Origin of the sequence: Enterococcus sp. 10F3_DIV0382, from assembly GCF_002140245.1 — a bacterium.
Lineage (GTDB): Bacteria > Bacillota > Bacilli > Lactobacillales > Enterococcaceae > Enterococcus_B > Enterococcus_B lactis.
The window spans coordinates 899,527-916,732 of record NZ_NGMF01000001.1 but is presented as its reverse complement, the minus strand read 5'-3'; the positions used below and the strand labels follow the sequence as shown (position 1 = coordinate 916,732).

The 17,206-nt window shown below is 37.9% G+C and carries 21 protein-coding genes; 4 read left to right on the top strand and 17 right to left on the bottom strand.

Going from position 1 to position 17,206, the window contains the following annotated elements; genetic code table 11:
- Nucleotides 1–1,326, bottom strand: coding sequence for a PTS sugar transporter subunit IIC (locus A5849_RS04565; RefSeq protein ID WP_002308316.1), 1,326 nt, complete (start codon nt 1,324–1,326; stop codon nt 1–3).
- A 229-nt stretch (nt 1,327–1,555) separates the two neighbouring features.
- Between A5849_RS04565 and A5849_RS04560 the strand changes: the two genes are divergently transcribed.
- The gene (locus tag A5849_RS04560; RefSeq protein WP_002308314.1) at nt 1,556–1,981 is read left to right on the top strand and encodes a hypothetical protein; all 426 of its coding nucleotides are present in this window, start codon (nt 1,556–1,558) and stop codon (nt 1,979–1,981) included.
- A 497-nt stretch (nt 1,982–2,478) separates the two neighbouring features.
- On the opposite strand, the gene A5849_RS04555 is transcribed toward A5849_RS04560, so the two are convergent.
- The 10 genes from A5849_RS04555 to A5849_RS04510 form a co-directional block, all read right to left on the bottom strand.
- Nucleotides 2,479–3,180, bottom strand: coding sequence for a deoxynucleoside kinase (locus A5849_RS04555; protein WP_002293604.1), 702 nt, complete (start codon nt 3,178–3,180; stop codon nt 2,479–2,481).
- A gap of 15 nt (nt 3,181–3,195) precedes the next feature.
- Nucleotides 3,196–3,636, bottom strand: a complete 441-nt coding sequence (locus tag A5849_RS04550; RefSeq protein ID WP_002308312.1) for a nucleoside 2-deoxyribosyltransferase — start codon at nt 3,634–3,636, stop codon at nt 3,196–3,198.
- Nucleotides 3,636–4,211 (bottom strand): TIGR00730 family Rossman fold protein, encoded by a 576-nt coding sequence (locus A5849_RS04545; protein WP_002293608.1) that lies wholly within the window; start codon nt 4,209–4,211, stop codon nt 3,636–3,638. Before A5849_RS04545 ends, A5849_RS04550 begins: the two co-directional genes overlap by 1 nt.
- Nucleotides 4,212–4,621: 410 nt before the next feature.
- Nucleotides 4,622–5,128 (bottom strand): D-lyxose/D-mannose family sugar isomerase, encoded by a 507-nt coding sequence (locus tag A5849_RS04540; RefSeq protein ID WP_002308311.1) that lies wholly within the window; start codon nt 5,126–5,128, stop codon nt 4,622–4,624.
- Between the two features lie 10 nt (nt 5,129–5,138).
- Complete coding sequence (locus A5849_RS04535; protein ID WP_002308309.1) at nt 5,139–6,236, bottom strand: PTS fructose transporter subunit IIC; 1,098 nt, start codon at nt 6,234–6,236, stop codon at nt 5,139–5,141.
- Nucleotide 6,237: 1 nt separating this feature from the next.
- Complete coding sequence (locus A5849_RS04530; protein ID WP_002312117.1) at nt 6,238–6,564, bottom strand: PTS fructose transporter subunit IIB; 327 nt, start codon at nt 6,562–6,564, stop codon at nt 6,238–6,240.
- Nucleotides 6,565–6,577: 13 nt separating this feature from the next.
- Entirely contained in the window at nt 6,578–7,447 is an 870-nt protein-coding gene (locus tag A5849_RS04525; protein ID WP_002308306.1) for a ketose-bisphosphate aldolase, read from the bottom strand.
- Between the two features lie 15 nt (nt 7,448–7,462).
- A complete protein-coding gene (locus A5849_RS04520; protein WP_002346117.1) occupies nt 7,463–7,912 on the bottom strand; it encodes a PTS sugar transporter subunit IIA in 450 nt (149 codons plus the stop codon).
- Between the two features lie 94 nt (nt 7,913–8,006).
- Nucleotides 8,007–8,159 (bottom strand): CAT RNA binding domain-containing protein, encoded by a 153-nt coding sequence (locus A5849_RS04515; RefSeq protein WP_002308304.1) that lies wholly within the window; start codon nt 8,157–8,159, stop codon nt 8,007–8,009.
- A 797-nt stretch (nt 8,160–8,956) separates the two neighbouring features.
- Nucleotides 8,957–9,802, bottom strand: coding sequence for an acyltransferase domain-containing protein (locus A5849_RS04510; protein WP_002348238.1), 846 nt, complete (start codon nt 9,800–9,802; stop codon nt 8,957–8,959).
- Between the two features lie 442 nt (nt 9,803–10,244).
- On the opposite strand from A5849_RS04510, the gene A5849_RS15130 reads away from it, so the two are divergent.
- Nucleotides 10,245–10,532, top strand: coding sequence for a hypothetical protein (locus tag A5849_RS15130; protein WP_002345324.1), 288 nt, complete (start codon nt 10,245–10,247; stop codon nt 10,530–10,532).
- A gap of 80 nt (nt 10,533–10,612) precedes the next feature.
- Entirely contained in the window at nt 10,613–10,984 is a 372-nt protein-coding gene (locus A5849_RS15125; protein ID WP_233274167.1) for a hypothetical protein, read from the top strand.
- Nucleotides 10,985–11,129: 145 nt separating this feature from the next.
- Here A5849_RS15125 and A5849_RS04500 read toward each other — a convergent pair whose 3' ends face one another.
- Nucleotides 11,130–11,309 (bottom strand): hypothetical protein, encoded by a 180-nt coding sequence (locus tag A5849_RS04500; RefSeq protein WP_002312114.1) that lies wholly within the window; start codon nt 11,307–11,309, stop codon nt 11,130–11,132.
- Nucleotides 11,310–11,606: 297 nt separating this feature from the next.
- On the opposite strand from A5849_RS04500, the gene A5849_RS04495 reads away from it, so the two are divergent.
- Nucleotides 11,607–12,074: a helix-turn-helix transcriptional regulator gene (locus tag A5849_RS04495; RefSeq protein ID WP_002348235.1), complete on the top strand. Its 468-nt coding sequence runs from the start codon at nt 11,607–11,609 to the stop codon at nt 12,072–12,074.
- A 55-nt stretch (nt 12,075–12,129) separates the two neighbouring features.
- Here the strand turns inward: A5849_RS04495 and A5849_RS04490 are convergent, their stop codons facing one another.
- From A5849_RS04490 to A5849_RS04470, 5 genes are read right to left on the bottom strand one after another with little or no spacing between them, the layout of a single operon-like run.
- A complete protein-coding gene (locus A5849_RS04490; protein WP_002308298.1) occupies nt 12,130–13,143 on the bottom strand; it encodes a sugar kinase in 1,014 nt (337 codons plus the stop codon).
- Nucleotides 13,144–13,153: 10 nt separating this feature from the next.
- On the bottom strand, nt 13,154–13,894 hold the full coding sequence (locus tag A5849_RS04485) for a KDGP aldolase family protein (RefSeq protein WP_002308297.1): 741 nt from the start codon (nt 13,892–13,894) through the stop codon (nt 13,154–13,156).
- 13 nt (nt 13,895–13,907) lie between these two features.
- On the bottom strand, nt 13,908–15,005 hold the full coding sequence (locus A5849_RS04480) for a DgaE family pyridoxal phosphate-dependent ammonia lyase (protein ID WP_002308296.1): 1,098 nt from the start codon (nt 15,003–15,005) through the stop codon (nt 13,908–13,910).
- Nucleotides 14,989–16,101, bottom strand: coding sequence for an amidohydrolase/deacetylase family metallohydrolase (locus A5849_RS04475; RefSeq protein WP_002346122.1), 1,113 nt, complete (start codon nt 16,099–16,101; stop codon nt 14,989–14,991). The genes A5849_RS04480 and A5849_RS04475 overlap by 17 nt, the downstream gene beginning before the upstream one ends.
- Before the next feature lie 8 nt (nt 16,102–16,109).
- A complete protein-coding gene (locus A5849_RS04470; protein WP_002312111.1) occupies nt 16,110–17,198 on the bottom strand; it encodes a DUF871 domain-containing protein in 1,089 nt (362 codons plus the stop codon).
- Between the last annotated feature and the right edge of the window lie 8 nt (nt 17,199–17,206).

The following is a 17,206-nucleotide window of genomic DNA, read 5'->3' as shown; positions in this document are numbered from 1 at the left end:
TTAATATCCTCCTTCTGCCAATTTTGCCTTATTAGCGGCTAATACAAATGGCAGGAATAAAAATACATCTAGAATGATAAGTATTACTGTTAAGACTGCTGCTCGTATATCGCCTCCTGTAGCAATAAAAGATTGTATAACCGGTGGAGTGATCCAAGGTGCAGCAGCAACTGTTTTACTGATGATTCCAAGACTTGTGGCTGCGTAGGCAATAACCAAGTTAATAGATGGTATAATAGCGCATGGAATCATATATATTGGATTCATGACTACTGGTAATCCAAACATAATTGGTTCCGTAATATTAAATAAACAAGTAGTCAGACCAAATTTAGCGATTGATCGCTGTTCTTGACGTTTAGAAGCCCACAAGATAGCAATAACTAACGGTAAAATACACCCGCCACCTCCGATCAATCCAAATGCATTGGTAAAGGGCTCCGTAATAATATTAGGAATTTCTTTTCCTACTGAAAAAGCATCCATGTTTTCCTGAATAGACTGTAACAAAGGTGCTTGCCGTATAGGAGCCAAAATACTCGAACCATGCATACCAAACACCCATAAGAAATCAGAGAAAAACTGTAAAAATAAGATGCCTGGGACGGATAAAACAAAAGCTTTCAATGGTGTCTGAATCGCTAATTCAATTAATTGCGGAACATTCAAACCAGTCGTATGGTTTAAAGTAAAAACGACAACTGAAAAAAATAAAATGACAACTATTTCTGGTACTAAAGAATTAAATGACGTAGCTACTGCCGGTGGAACTCCTTCTGGCATCCTGATTTTAAAACTCTTCATTTTCGCTAATTTGATAAATAATTCTGTACTGACAAGGGCAGCAATCATCGCCGTTGCTAAGCCAGACGAAGAAGTCAGCCTTTGTAAGAAAACCCCTGTAGCTTCTGCTGTATTTCCGTCCATCAAAGTGACTGTACTTGATAAAGGCATCAAAATAAACATTACGGCTGTACTTAGAATTCCTGCATGAACAGGACTAAATGATGGATCATCAATCACGCCTGTTTGGATATAGTGGGTTGCCAAATTCCAGCCAATATTGTAACACACGATAATAGCTAAAATACTCATCGTACCATTATTCACGATTGAAGCAAGTTCAGCCAATGGACTTAGATCAAGTATTCTTTGGACTGTTGCATTTGAAAAAATCAGAGCATTCAGCAAAACCATGACAGAAGCAGCCATTACTAACGGCATAGTAACGATAAAACTGTCTCGAATGGCCAGCAAGTGTCGCTGGCTACTCATCTTAGATACGATTGGTAGCATTTTTTCAGATAGTCTGTCTACGACTTTCATTATTTCATCTCCTAGATTCTAAAATTGAACCGGTTCATTTTTAATATAGCACTTTTTTTAAAGATTGCAACACATTTTTTAAAACGCTTTCTAAAGGTGGTGGATTTTTTATGACTTTTGAAAAATTATTCTATTTAATGGTATTTTGTGAATTTTTTCTCTTCCATCCGTTTGAAGTTTTACTTTCCAATGGTATAATTTCTTTATCCTATCAAATGGGGGAAGTATTTTGAAGAAATTAATCGTACTATTTATTTTGTCTGCGGGACTTTTGACATTGACTGGCTGTGATTTGTTTGGCGGCTCTGACCAATCCTCGGACGAAACAACCGATTCTTCTGTCTTAAAAGCGGAAAAAGCAGATATCACCAACAGTGTATATACGCTAAAAGTACGTAAAGATATGGATTTATCCGCGGGACAGTTGACATTTACAGATAAAAAAATGGAATGGACACGCACGTATCAGACACAAGGAGCTGATTCTTCTGAATCATCTGAAAAAAAAACAGTGCTGACAGATATCAAGATTACTACCAAAGATGACGAATATATTATTTCAGGAAAAGAAAATAAAAAAGAAGCAACAGTCACATTTACCAAAATCGGTAATTACCGTTTGAAGGATAAGGATGGCAACATCTACAGTCTATAGTGCCATCTGTTGGATCTTCTTTTGTTTCTCCCCTTCTTTTCTGCTATAGTAAAGAAGCAAGATGACTGTAAAGGAGACGAAATGGATGATCGATAGTCCTGATTATTGTACATGTAATAACAACAAAAATATCCATACAGAATTTAATGATCAAGGAAGTTTGAGTATATGCGACAATTGCCACAAACTAGTCAAAGATTCTTTTAAATCGTTTGAATCTTATCCTGTCAAAAATTATGTAAAAAGCAAAAGAAGATAAGCAAAATCAAGCAAAACTCACTATGGCTGATTTTTATGAGCTTCAAACTCAGCTTCTTCCTTTGATCAAGCTTCAAAAACTGGAATCAGTAAAACAAACAGTGGATCATTTCAGTTCACAAATCAAAGAGTAACGTTTTATTTATTTCACATCTTTGAATATAAAATAACCAAACGATAGAAAGACTTATTCTACATCACGTAGTAATTTTTCTTTCCCGTCGTTTGGTTTTTTACTTTTAGCCTAATTCTTGACCTTTCGCATGCTGATTATCTGTAAAATATTTTCCAGCAGGCTTTCCTTCCAATTCAGCTAATTTTTCTTGGATCTGACGAATCACCTTTTTTGCATCTTCTGGATTTTCTACAAAATCGAATGTATCCCCATCCACTTGTATTTTAGGACATACATCAAAATCCTCATACCATTGATTATAGCGGGTGTTCAATGTTTCGTAATAGGTGTATAACGTTTCATCGCTTTCTAGCTGTTCATAGTCACGCCCGCGTTTTTTGATACGTTCTAGCATCGTGTCCAAAGAAACTTTGATATGGACCATCAAATCAGGACGTTTTTTTGGAGCAACATCATCTAACTCGTTTAGCATCGTATCTAATAAGCTATCGTACTGCTGTACTTCGATATCCGTTACCCGACCTAAATCAGCATTTAGATGGAACAACAGACTATCTTCGTAGATGGAGCGGTCTAGCACATTGTCATCGTTCACTAAAGCATTTTTCATTGCTAAAAATCGCTTATTCAAAAAGAAGATTTGCAATAAAAATGCGTACTGCTCAGGATTTGAATAAAAAAGCGGCAATACTTCGTTATCTTCGACATTTTCATAAAATGGTTTAGAATCAATCTCTTTTGCAAGCATATCCGTCAAACTGCTCTTACCTGCACCAATCGTTCCTGAAATCAAAATCACTGACATACAACCCTTCCTCTTCTATAAGTACTCGCCTACGTAAGTTTCAACAGGCAATTTTTCAAAATCATATTCACGTACAGCTTGGTCTGATTTTAAATACGTGTGAAGACTTTGTGTAATCATCAAGTTCGTAGGTACCGTCTCTTCTTGTACGATGATCATCGGTTTTTTCAACATAGTTGCCACACCTAATTCGTAAGCCGTTCCTGGATCGATTGTTTGATGCTCAAAGTCAAGGATAGCCACAACAAATTCTGCATTTGTCAACTCTTCCATATCTTTTTCGTATACTTCTTGCGCCCAACCAGCACTGAATAGTTCATAATTGCTTTCTTGGTGATGACGTGGAGAGTAGAAACTTGTAACTGTTTTGTTTTCCTCCAACGCTTTTTCGATACGACTTACTCGATCGATTTGCTCCTCTGAAAAAAATGGTCCTGCTAAATATATTTGACTCATTATTTTGCCTCCTTCAATAATAACTGATTTTTAATAGATACTGCTCGTAATTCATTGACCAGTTCCAATGGATTGTTGGAAAAGATCACTTGATCCAACCATTTTTTATCCATAAAATCCTCTTTTGCAAAAGTTTCTAATAATTGTTGCAAGCCGCTGTAATAACCGCCAATATTCAATATTCCGATTGGCTTATCAGGTGTCAGGCCGATCGCTATCCAAGAAAGAAGTTGCGAAAATTCCTCCAATGTACCTAGACCTCCAGGGAAAACGAGGACAGCATCTCCTTTTTCAAATAATAATACCTTTCTTTCATCAATTGTCTCTGTAGGAATAAATGTAGTAACATCTTTCCCAGGCAGCTCAGTTTCAAAAAGGCCATTTGGATAGATACCTGTGACTTTTCCGTTATTTTCCAGTACTGTTTTACTAATCACTCCCATAATCCCGGAGTATGAACCACCGTAAACCAGTTCGATTTCTTCTTGTGCCATATATTTTCCTAACGTTTGCGCAATAAATTTGTAGCTTTCTTTATTGCCAAAACGGGAACCGCAAAAAACAGTAAGTTTCATAAAAAAACACTCCCTAACTCAAAAGTCTATCTTCATTCTACACGTGTTTTTTTAAAATAAAAGACTAGATTTTGTAGTTTTTTAGTGGTATATAGATCAAGCACCACTATATATAGTATTTTCAAAAAATAATTTTTCAGCTATTTTACAGTAACCAAAAAAAATAAATAACTAGTAAATATAAAATTGAAACGACTTACTTATAGAAGAAATTGGGATTTCGTCCTACATGTCAATAACACGCATTATTTAAATAGTCACACACTTGTTTCTCCTATTAATGAAAAATCCATTTTATTCTCGTGTTATGTTTCACCAACGCCTGATGTTTCTCTAAATAAAAAAGCCGACGAACCAAATAATCGAAATTTGATCATTTTGGTTCATCAGCTTGTTCCCAAACCTTTGTATTAACGATAAATAGCTGGATTCGTAAAACTATCACTTGGATCATCACTGCTGGAAGAAAATTCGGTGATAACCGCGCCTGTTGCACCTGCCTGGAACCAGTGTTTAATATTTGGTTCGATCGTGTACTGATCTCCAGCGTGAAGTATGATTTCTTTTTTTGCCGTATAGTAACGTTCTTGCCCCTTTGGAATAATACAGGAAAGTTTTTTTGTTTCTTTTCCTTCGACATAAAGATATACTAAGCCTTTTCGACAACGAAAGGTTTCCTTTTTTCCTTCATTCTCATCTCGAGGTGGGTGCCGATGCTCTGGACAAGTTTGATAAGGCAATAATACCAGTTCTTTCCCACAGTATCGCTCATTATTTTCATAAACAAATAAATTCAATCCTTCAGTCTCGATTGCTCCTAATCCAAAATCTGTATATTCGATTCTTTCTAATTCTGTTTCTTTCAATACTACTCCTGAATCTAGGAACATTTGTTGTACTCTTTTCTTGTAATCCATTCTGTTCCTCCTAACTGATTGTCAAGTCATCCCAAGATATCTCTTCTTCCTCTTTTTCTTCTTGGATGACTTCTGCATTTGGGTCAACTGGTTTTTTCAATAATAAAATAGTTATTCCCGTAGCAAAAGAACCAGCTAATAAAGCGCCAATGAATGACCAAGGTCTAGTCATCGTAGCGACTGCAAACATTCCTGATGCCGGGATACGGCTATCTGCTCCCCATAGCATGCTCAATCCACCGCCGACTGCCCCACCAACACCTGTTGCTATGACATTACGTGCCAAGTCATTCAATACGATAGGAAAGCACCCCTCAGTGATTTGACAAATCCCCATAGGAAAAGCTGTCTTCAATGTATCGATTTCTTGACGATTGAATATATTTTTACGAATGATTTTCCCTAAGAAATAAGCAATCGTCAAGCCGAATGGGGTGACCATTGAAGCTAAGATCAATACAGTGATTGGTTCATAGATTCCTTCTGAAAACAAAGCAAACACAAACGCAAATACGACTTTATTGATAGCTCCGCCGTAATCGATTGATGACAATACCCCAATTACTGCTCCGTATAAAAATAACGAAGAAGTATCCAAATCACTTAAATAACCTGTAAGCATTTCTGTAAGCCAATTGATGGGTGTTCCTATTACATAGTACATGATCAACCCGCCGATGAAAGAACTGAGGAATGGCAGAACCAGAGTTGGCATTAGACCATCCATCCATTTAGGTACTTTGATTCCTGCCGTTAATCCAATAACGACTAATCCAGATAAATATCCGCCAACCATCCCACCTAAAAAACCCGCTCCGATCCCACTAGCAGTCATCCCGACAATCAAACCAGGTGCAATACCAGGCTTATCTGCCATTGAATAAGCTATCGCACAGGAAACGATCATCGGTAATAAACCTAAACCATATCCACCCATCGTTGTCATCGTATCTGCAAAAGAAAAACCATCTGTGAAGGATTCGATCGTTGTACCATCCAACATATTTCCAATAGCCAACAAGAATCCAGAAGCAACGACGATAGGTAAAAAGAAAGAGATCGCCGTCATCAAATGTTTTTTGAAGCCGATTGATTTCAATTTCTCCATCTTATACTCCTTTCGTTCGTCCATCCAACATCTCTTCTAATTTTTCAATCAGTTTTCTCGGAGATTTGACAACTAGACTAGTTGGTACTTCGACTATTTTTTTTCCAAGAAACCGCTCTTTCCCATTCACCTTGATGTCTGCAGCGATAAGCACAACATCTGCATCCGCGATGCATGTTTGGCTCAGTAGATCTTGTGTCCCAGCAAGCCCCTGTGTCTCGATCCAGATCTCATGACCAAGACTCTCCGCTGCTTGAAGCAATTTTTCTTTTGCGATATACGTGTGTGCAATTCCCGCAGTACAAGCTGCGATCCCTACGATCTTCATTTTGCACTCCCCCTCACATATAATATTTTGCTTTATCGTCTGCTTTGAATAAATGAATTTTATCTAATGCAACTTGTTTAACAGCTTCCATACAAGGCGGAAACAGCACATTCGGTTCACGGATCTCTAAATCTCCCGAGTTCAAGATATCTCGGAGTTTTTCTGCGAATACTATTTTGATATCACTGGAAATATTGATTTTGTTTATTCCTAATTCAACTGCCTGACGTATCTCCTCATCTGGGTTGCTCGATCCTCCATGGAGGACTAAAGGAACAGTGGTCAATGATCGTATCGTTTCCAAAATATCGAGTCGTAGCTTAGGTTTGAGTTCCTTAGGATAGATTCCATGAGCTGTTCCAATAGCGATCGCCAAGCTATCGATCCCCGTCTCCTCAATAAATGCTTGTGCTGTTGACGGATCTGTATAAATAATCTCGCTGACACCCCCTTCTATGGTATTACCTGTGTCTCCAATCGTTCCCAGTTCAGCCTCTACAGAAATACCACTAGCGTGAGCAGCTTCTACTACTTTTTTAGATAACATAACGTTTGTTTCGTATGATAGGTGAGATGCATCGATCATGACCGAAGTAAAACCTAGGCGGATGGCATGAATAATTTGGTTAAAGTCAGCACCATGATCTAAATGGATACATATAGGGATATCTGTCTGCTCAGCCGCGTATTTTACTTGAGCAACGAAACTATCTGTCAAAAATTTCAGTTCTTCTGGATGGATCGCAATCATGACAGGAGCTTGTGCTTCTTCGCAAGCTTCTATCACTGCGTTCAATAATTGTCCAGAACCTGCATTGAAGGCAGGTACGGCAAAGCCTTTCTCATTTGCTACAGCTAGTATTTCTTTTCCTGTTACTAACATACGTTATCGTTCCTCCTAGTCATTTTGTGTCAATAATGTATACAATTCTTCGATTGAAGTAGCTTTTTTCAGTTCTTTGATAAACTTCTCTCTTGCCAAAAGTACAGCAATTTTTTGTAAAAGCTGAAGATGTCCTTTATTTTTATCTCCTTCTTGTACAGCAAATAAAATCACAATCTCTACAGGTCGTTCATCTAATGTTTCCCATGGGATTGGATCAGCTAAAGTAGCAGCCGCGATTACTGTCTGTCTGACGCTTGTTGACTTACCATGAGGGATAGCGATTCCTTGTCCGATTCCTGTTGCTCCTTCTGCTTCTCTTTGATAGACATCCTCTAAGAAACTCTCTGTATCGGATATTACGCCTTTATCCGTCATAAGTTGGGTTAATTCTTTTAAGATTTGACGTTTCGTTCGTGCACTCGAATGAATGATCAGCAACTCTTCATAAATGACTTGAGTCAATTCCAGTGATATTTCCTCCCTTCAAAAAAACAGGCTTGACGCATTCCGCTTCAGCGAAATGGGTCAAGCCTGTCGAACAGTGACTCCCCAAATTTTAGATTTTTTGATAGACACTTTCCACCTCTCTTTCATGGATTAAATCTCCGATCTTTCGTTTGAATCCGATTCCTTTTTTGATCAACACCCACTCTCCTTCGTTTGATTTCGCAATGATAGCATTGTGATTCAAAACAGCGACCACTTGCATCGGTTGCTCCTCTCCTTTCAGTGATAGAAAACAGCCAAATAAAATCTGCTTTCATAATATGATACGCAAAGGCTGGTTCTTTTGACGAAAAAAAGCATCTTTTTACACTGACCGGATCTGCTGGCTGTAGCTCTATTAAAAGAATATAAAATCTTCGAATAGAGCAGATTTATCTTCAGGTGTATGTTCAGATAAAAAAGGTATTGAACACAATGTCCAATACCTTTTGCTCAGCAAATAAAACGCATACAATTTGTTAAATTTTCTCCTCTAAAGGGTAGATTTCTCCTTTTAGATTCGATACAATAAACAAGGTTGATGTATTTACATTGACTATGGCAAACTTGGACGGTCACGTGTGATGACTTTTCAAGGCCTCTGTTTCTAGCTGCCACTAGAAGCAGAGGTGCCTTTTTTTATTTGGCTGTTTCTATCTGCCATTTATGATACTGATAGCGCCAACAGTAGTCAAGAAAAAACGAAAAAACACGAAAATGTGTACTGTTTTTCGGTCAGGTTTTTGTAAAAGCAACATTTCTTATTCTTTTATGCCCCATTTGCGAAATACACTTTTTTCGAGTGCCCCTTCTCTTCTTCTTTCTTCTAATAGTTTCAAGATGTGAGGTGAGGCGTTTGGTTCATTTAATGGTGGAGTAGCTTATCTTAGCTTCCATGAATTAAAAGCTTCCTTTAATCACTAGACTTCTATGAATGAGCAGATTTCCCTCATTTATAGAAGTCTAATTTTTTGGTTAATGCAGTTATTTATATGTTTAAAATATTTTGAAGTGTTAAAGTTATAGGGAAAGAATGCCTAAAGCGGAGCCAATGTGTGCACCTGCAAGTAACTGTTGTTTCGCTTGTCGTTGTAAACTCGTTTTTTCTGGATAGTCTTGTACATTAGCATCTACTCGTCCAAAGATCCATGGAACTCCGCTATCATCTTGTTCGTCCACTGACAAAAGGCTATAATCAGCTGCAAAAAGTCGGATTTTTGAATCTTGTTTCAACCATTTAATAAGATTTGGCGACAGTAACCAAGTATCTGTGTACATCACTTGGTAATGATAATCAGGAAAATACAATTCAAAAAAACGAATGGCGCTTTCGTAACTATCTCTTATCTTATTTCGGGATAAATCTGCATCGGAAGGAATATGAAGAGAAAGACACTGCTTCCCCTCTAATTTTAGCTCTTTATGTCCCTTTGGAAAATATGTCCTTTCGTATTCCAATTCACCAATCCGAAAGATCAATCCGCTAGTGTAACGCCAAATCCAAAAACCACGGTCAAAGTGATATCTTCCTGTTACTTGAAAATGTTCATGAATAAATCTAGTAAAAGCATTCATTGTTGCCAAATAGACAGTTCTTGGAATCTTCAATGGTTGATAAATTTTTAACCAACTTTGAGAAGCTGCATATAGATAAATTGTTAATGCTACAAACGGCTCTTCTCCATAAACTTCGTCTATTTTTTTGGCAGCTGCTTTTGCTTTATTAGCATCCAGTAATTCACGACTATATTGTTCAAGCACTTCACTAGAAATACTTTCTAATTCCATCATCATTTGTTCTATCACGGCTTCTGGGAAATCTAAGTCACCCGCTAGATTCTTGATTTTATACACTATTTCCTCCATCAAAATTTTTTCTTCATTCCCCTCTTCTTAAGTGTGTGGCTCAAATGATTAATTATCGTTTTTCGAATCTTTGATCATCTTCTTTATTGTACATCATTTGCAAGATCAGATGCTGTCACTACTTTGATTCGCCCAGCATCACGTTGTTCTTTTACATAATCACAAAGTGCCAAATTAATATATATCAAAAACAACCACTTTATGTAAAAAAATAATACTTATGCTAAATATTTTGATTTCCATACTAAGTAAAAGAGTAACTTTGCTGTATCATATGGTTATAAAAAAATTCTATTCAGATTAGCTTTTAATTTTCATCTAATTCTCTCCAAACCAGAGAGATTTCTTAACCAAATATCCTTTTCCTCTTTATTATACAGGAGTACAATAAATAGAAAGAAAAACGTTATTTTATTTTCTTAGATAATTGGAGGTTAATTTCATGAAAAAAAGGAATTCATTTTACTCCCTCTCGTACTTCTGTTTGTTGGTTGTGAACAAAAAAACACTCGCCAGTCAACACCTCATTCGACTGTTATTGAAAACACTACTTCTCGTGAAGCAACAACTGACAGTAAAACGAATAACGAATCAAGCGCTACTGTCAAAAGCAGTAGTGAATCAGTTTCACAAACCACTAGTTCTTCCATCGTTGCATCAACTACTTCGTCGTCAACTGTACCGTCAACAAATAGTAGTGAGACTTATGCTTCTGTCAGTGAATCGATAAGTCCACAAGTCAGTAATTCAACTGATTTGTTAAGTAATTATTCTGATCTAGAAATAGAATACGCTAGAGTTTGGCTAGCTGTGATGGGCACACAATATAAACAATGGTTAGCTGATCCAAGTACTGGTTTTGAACTGCATGTTTCTAAGTCTCCAGCAGGAACTCCAATTGACCCTTATGACCAAGGAAGTGTCGCTTTTCCAGCTGAAACAGTCATACTCAGTGGGAATATAAGTTTCCAAGGTTTAGTAGTTTATTCTAGCAATCATAACGGTACAATAACTCAATATTCTGTTCCTTCTCACTGGCAACATGATGAAACTTCTGATCATCCTGAGCTAGTCAAAGAAAAGACTCAAAAAATACTAGATGAAGCTTCTACAATCAGTATCCCTACCAACACTCCTGAAGATATCAAACAGCTTATTGATGTCATGGTAATCGACAATTGAACGAAGACAACCAAAAACATCTATTTAACAACTTGGCTTTCTTCGACTGAGACAGGAATCATACGCATTTTCTAGAGAATCTAATGTTTTTGATTTCAATAAATCAGATAAACTTTTTCCTTCGTTCATTCACTTAAATAGCTTATTATTTTGATGTTTGCTTTTTTTCCAAACAACTCATGCGTTTTTCAAGAATCTCCATTTCTTTTTTCTGAGTAGATATCACTAAACTATTGGAAACAACTGCAATACTTAACAGTAAAATAGCTAGAATCAATCCGTTTTCAATAAAGATTATATGAAAAGCTGTGCGAATCCATTCCATTATATTCCTACTTTCAACGTTTTTTTCGTTAGTTGCGGCCGTGCATGTCGTTATCAAATTCGTTCATCTCAATAGTTTGTCTATCGCTTGTTTCTGCTGAATTTTGTATCGTGAAAGCAGAGACACTTGGAATGAAAGATACACCTAGCATACTTATACTAGTAAGAGTTAAAATTATTTTTTTTCATTCTTTTCACCTCATTCTTTTGATAATTCTATTTTGCCTATTTTGTTCTTGACTGAATAGATAAAATCTTTTTACAATGAGTTAAATGAATGTAAAAGCGCTTTTACATAATGAGAGGAAGAGTATTTATGAGGGATTTTTTTCCAAAAAAATTAAAACAACTACGAAAAGAACATGGACATACGCAAGAAGAATTAGCAAAAAAGCTCGCGATTACTAGACAGACAGTCTCAAATTGGGAAAATGGCCGCTCGTTTCCAGATCACGAAAATGTTTATTGCTTAGCTAAATTATATGGTCAAACACTCTCTATATTTCTTCCTGATCTCCCTGAAGCTCCCATGAAAGCAGAGGAAATATCTTCGGAAAGAATACAATTGATTCGATTTTTCATCTGTTTACTCGTTGTTCTGTCTTTCCTGATCCCTTTTGTTTCTGTGATTACTCTATTTCTTTTCAACATGTGGAAAAAATACATTCATTCGCATTTTCTTCGCCTGTGTTATCCTCTCATATACTTTTTAGCTTTATGTAATTGTCTTGGTGTACTCCTTTTATTTTACTTTCAGCTACTTTAGCAAAAACAAGGCTAGGACAACAAACAATCCTAACCTGTTTTATCCCTGAATCTTTTTACCGGATCAAGTCTGTTTCAGGATCATTCAGCAGACGTTCGACTTGTTCTCTTGTCGTTAACGGAACATCACCTTGGATCGAATGAGCTAATCGAGCATTTCCTAAGGCAAAATAAACGGTCTTCTGTAAGGACCACTTTTCAGAGAAACCGAGTAAGATCCCTGCAGCAAATGCATCCCCTGCCCCGATTCGATCGAGTACATCCAAGGGATAAACAGTTGTTTTCTCTGCTTCTTGTTGTGTGATCAAATAACCACTTAACTGTTTTCTTCCATCTACACTTTCTCGCCTTGTCCCAGCAAACCATTGGATATCGTAGTGGTTCATAAAGGACTGGATGTAAGAAATAGGATCATGTTCGTTTTCTACATCGGCTGTTTCCTCCCACTGCACTAGCTCTGTCAGATCTCTGACTGAGCCAAACAAGATGTCGCAATAAGGTAACATTGTATGATAACGCTTCTTCATTTGTTCTTTTTTTCCATCTTCTTGATTCAAACTAGGACGATAATTGAAATCAAAACAAACTTTTTTCCCTGCTTTATGTGCTTGTTCTGCTAATTGGATAGCCGTTTCAGCTGTCTCATCGGACAAACTTAAACTGATCCCGCAGATATGGATCAAGTCGATCTCATCAATAAACGCTACGCAGTCATAATCCTCCATCACAGATAAACCAAATGAGCTATGTTTTCGATTTTGATAAGTGACTTCTGTCGGGCGGACACCATACCCCATTTCCGCAAAATAAGTGCCGATGTGTTGATATTGATGGATCACATACTTCGTCTGGATACCTAGGCCGTTCAAATTAGTGAGTGCTGCTTTTCCTAGTCGATTGTCTGGCAGAGCCGTCAGTAAATAACTTTCAACGCCAAAATGGGCAAGATTCCCTACCAGATTTACGCCGGTCCCTGTATAAGCCATGCGTAAGGTATGGGTTTGTTCCAGCATCAAATGTTCAGGAGGAGTGAGTCGCAGCATGACTTCCCCAAATGCACCGATTTTCATTCTTCTCACCTTATTCCACGATTTTTTTCATCAATTGCAACAGTTGACGTACCTCTTCTGGGCGTGTATTCCCTGTATCCTTGTCGATAATCGCACTATATACATGAGGAATGACCTTTTTCACTCCTGCGTCTATTGCGATCCGTACGATTTCTTCCACATTATCAAGGTCGATCCCGCCAGTTGGCTCTAAATAAAAATCATTGGCAGCACAAGCTTCCGCTAAGGCTTTATATTCTTTGATATGGGAAAGTCCCTTCATAGGAAAATATTTGATCGAGCTGCCGCCCATATCTTTCAATAATCGAATAGCTGTTTCAAGTGTCACGACTCCTGCAGGTCCTTGTGAACTTAAAGGACCAGTTGCGATGTTTACGTACCCTTCTTTACCCGTGGGAGAAACCAAACCGTTGATGACCGTTTCTGTCTGTTTCAATACTGCTCTGGAAGCTCCTACTCCTGTAAATACTTGATTGACATGCTGAGGCTGCAATACTTCGGCTAAACGAGTGACCATCTGGCTCTGGTTTGGGTCTCCCGCGCCTAAACCGATGGACAAGGCGTTATTTGTTGCTTGCTGGTATTTTTTCATTTCTGCAATAGCTGTTTCGTCGTCAGAAAAGTTCTTTGAAAGTACACCTAAAACGATATGGCCTTCCGCTGCCTCATAGCATTCTTTTGCGTTTTCTACAGAATTTGCTAACACATTTAGACAGATCTTATCTTTTAAATAATTGGGACTTAATCTCATTCCTTTTTCTCTCCTAGTTCTTCAAGATTTCTTTTAAACGATCGATGATTTTTGCCATCTCCTGTTGACTGACAGAACGGATATCGAATTCGATGATGCCGTTGTTTGCCTGGTATTCTCTTGTATAGATGGCAGGATTTTTTTCTTTCAATGCTTTAATCACTTGTTTAGCTGATTGATTTCCTGAAACTTTCACACTTGCTCGATAGATTGCTCGACCTGCGCTATCTTGAACGATCTTAGCTTCTAAATGATTGATTTGATTAAGTTGTTCGATGAATGGCTGTAATCTTTCTTTCATTGCAGGGCCAGACTCACTGCCTTTGTTCAAATAGTCTTCCACTGCTTGGACAAAACCAAGGATATTTTCCTTTCCGATTTTCATGGAACGTCCAATTCCTTTTGATTGCATCCGGACCCATGAAACATACGTTTTTTTCCCAATGACCATTCCGGCACTTGGTCCTTCGATTGCTTTTGCCCCTGAATAAATAACCAAATCAGCGCCCATTTGCACATATTTTTTCAGATCTTCTTCTGCCGCGGCATCAACGATCAACGGAATCTGGTTCTTTTTGGCAATCTGTGCTGCCTCTGACACGTCAAGCATACTTTTTTGTACCGTGTGATGACTTTTTATATAGAGAATCCCTGCTGTTTCTTCTGTGATCATCATTTCGATTTGTTCAGGCGTACACATATTGGCGTAACCTGCTTCGACTACCTGACCGCCTCCTTGCTGTACCATGATTTCCACAGCCGTTCCGTAATCTACATTGTGTCCTTTCGGCAAAATGATTTGTCGTTTTTTGATGGATTCTGCATAAGGGTGATAAAGGGGATACAGTTCTCCTTTGCCTATAACAGCAGCTACCGATTGAGCAATTCCTGCAGAGGCGGATGAAACGATCTGGACATCTTCAACTTCTAGCAAATCGGCTAAATATTTTCCTGTTTGAATGCTTAATTCTTCCATCTCAAAAAAATGCTGACCGCCAAAACGTTGCGCGTCAAGAACTGTCTCTGAAAGGGTCGAGACGCCTAGAATCGTCATTCTTCCTGAAGCATTAATGACTTTCTTCAGCTGAAATTTCTCATGATTCGCATGCATAACTTTTTCCTCCGATGATTGTTTGTACTGGTTTGATTTGCTGATTTGACTGTCTTTTCTCTCCATTGGAATCGATTAGTTCCTTGGGTTGATTGATCAATTCAAAAACAGTAAAATCAGCGTCAAAGCCTTCTTTGACTTGTCCCTTTGTTTTCAAATGGAAATTCTGTGCAGGAACTTCCGTCACCTTTTCGATGATTTCTTCCCACGTATATCCGACAAGCTTCAATTTTTCCATCGTTGTAGCTAAGTCATAGACTGGACCGTTTTTGCGATTACGAATATAGATATCTGTACTGATCGTATCTGCTTTTATCCCTTGGTGATAGGCAGTTTCCGCAACTTGGAAATTAAAACTATCCGTCCCGTGTCCGATATCGAAGATGATTCCTCGATTTTTTGCTTCTACAGCTATTTGTTTGATTGTTTTCGTTTCTTGATCCAAGATGCCGTTTGTTTTCCCATTGAAACAATGAGTCATGATATCTCCTGATTCCAGTAAAGAGAGGATATCCGGCAATTCCGGCGGAGCAGAACCGATATGGACCATCAAAGGAAGCTGATGGTTTTCTTTTTGTATCCTTTTTGCCAGTTCTAGTGGAGTGATGCCGTTTTGACCAACTACGCTCTTGCTCATCCGTGCTTTGATTCCAATAATGAAATCTGGCAGTTCCTTGATTTTTTGCTTTACCATATCAACTTGAATCTTGTTTAGATCTGCTAGTTCATCTTGTGCAACGATTCCCCATTTTGAGATATTCAAAAGCGCATAGACATTTGTTTTTGCCTGTTTGGCATGTTCATAAAAATCAGCAATGTTTTCTGCCCCAGTTGTCCCTGCATCTATGACTGTTGTCACACCTTTATTCACACCGATCTGATCTGGATAATCATAATACAAAGTCATTTCCTCAAAACAATGAACATGATCGTCGATCCAACCAGCCGACAAATATTGCTGAGGGGTCAAGCTGATTTCCTGACGAGCTTTTTGTGTGATGAGAGGGGCGATTTCGCAGATCTTTCCTTTTTCTATCCCGATATCGAAGATCTTCCCGTTAAGCTCTCTTGCATTTTTAATGACTAAATCATACATAATCATTCCTACTTTTCTATAAATTTGAATTTAGACCATGGATGAATGAACGGTAGCAAGATCAATTCTTCTGGAGTAATATGTCCTACTTTATTCTTTCGCGGATCACTGTGTGGCTCCAATACGATCTGAAGTTCGTTTTTATATTTGCCAAAGCGGTCATTCCCAACGACAACATCTCCTACGACAAATTCAAACTCAGTATCATGTACTTTGTTTTCGTCTTTTTGGTATTTTTTTCGAACTTCCGTTGATCGGATCACTTGGTCTGTGATGTCCCCTCGACGAACATGTTGCTCTTCCAATACGATTTGCCGTTCCACCTCATTTACATTTGCAACAAATTCAATTCTAAAAACAGTCTGGTAACGATCCAAATGCCCTAATGACTTCAATTCTTCTTCACTTGCGTATGCGTTTCCAATAATTATATCATCAATTAGGTTTGTGGCAAACAAATGCTTGGCCGCTGTTTCGACAGAAAGATGGCGATGCATTTCTAAAGTAGGCAGTCCATCATTGATATCCCACGGCCCGATTGTACCTGATTGTGAAGTAATGAAGGCTGCCGTTCGAATACCGTTTTTTTTGAATCGTTCACTACTTGATTGGAAAAAATGATACGGCAAAGCCGTTCCTTCTTGCGGGTAAAAATTATGACAGCCATATAGAAAAGATGTATTTGCCTGATGCGTCAAGATATTTTCTAGATAAGCCACATCATTACTCATATTCAACTCGATGGCCAAGTGATAAGGATTAAAAGTCAAAAGTGCTTCTTTTCGCCCATCAAATCCTAAGTCCAAACGAATGCCATCTGCGCCTAATCTATGGAAAAAACCTAAATCATCATAAGAAATATTCAATTGTTCAAAGATAGCCGGCGAAACATCTACTATCGTTTCAAATCCCCTCTCTTTTGCAAAAAAGATTAATTGCTGAAATTTTTTCTGAACGACTTCCGGATCTTCCGTGACCTCAAGCATACTCATAAAAATTCTGCTGAATCCATACTGATGGGCTGTTTCGATATACTCACGATCTTTTTGAGGATCACTGTGGTCTGGGTAAAGGGAAATGCCTAATGAACGTTTCATGGTTTGTT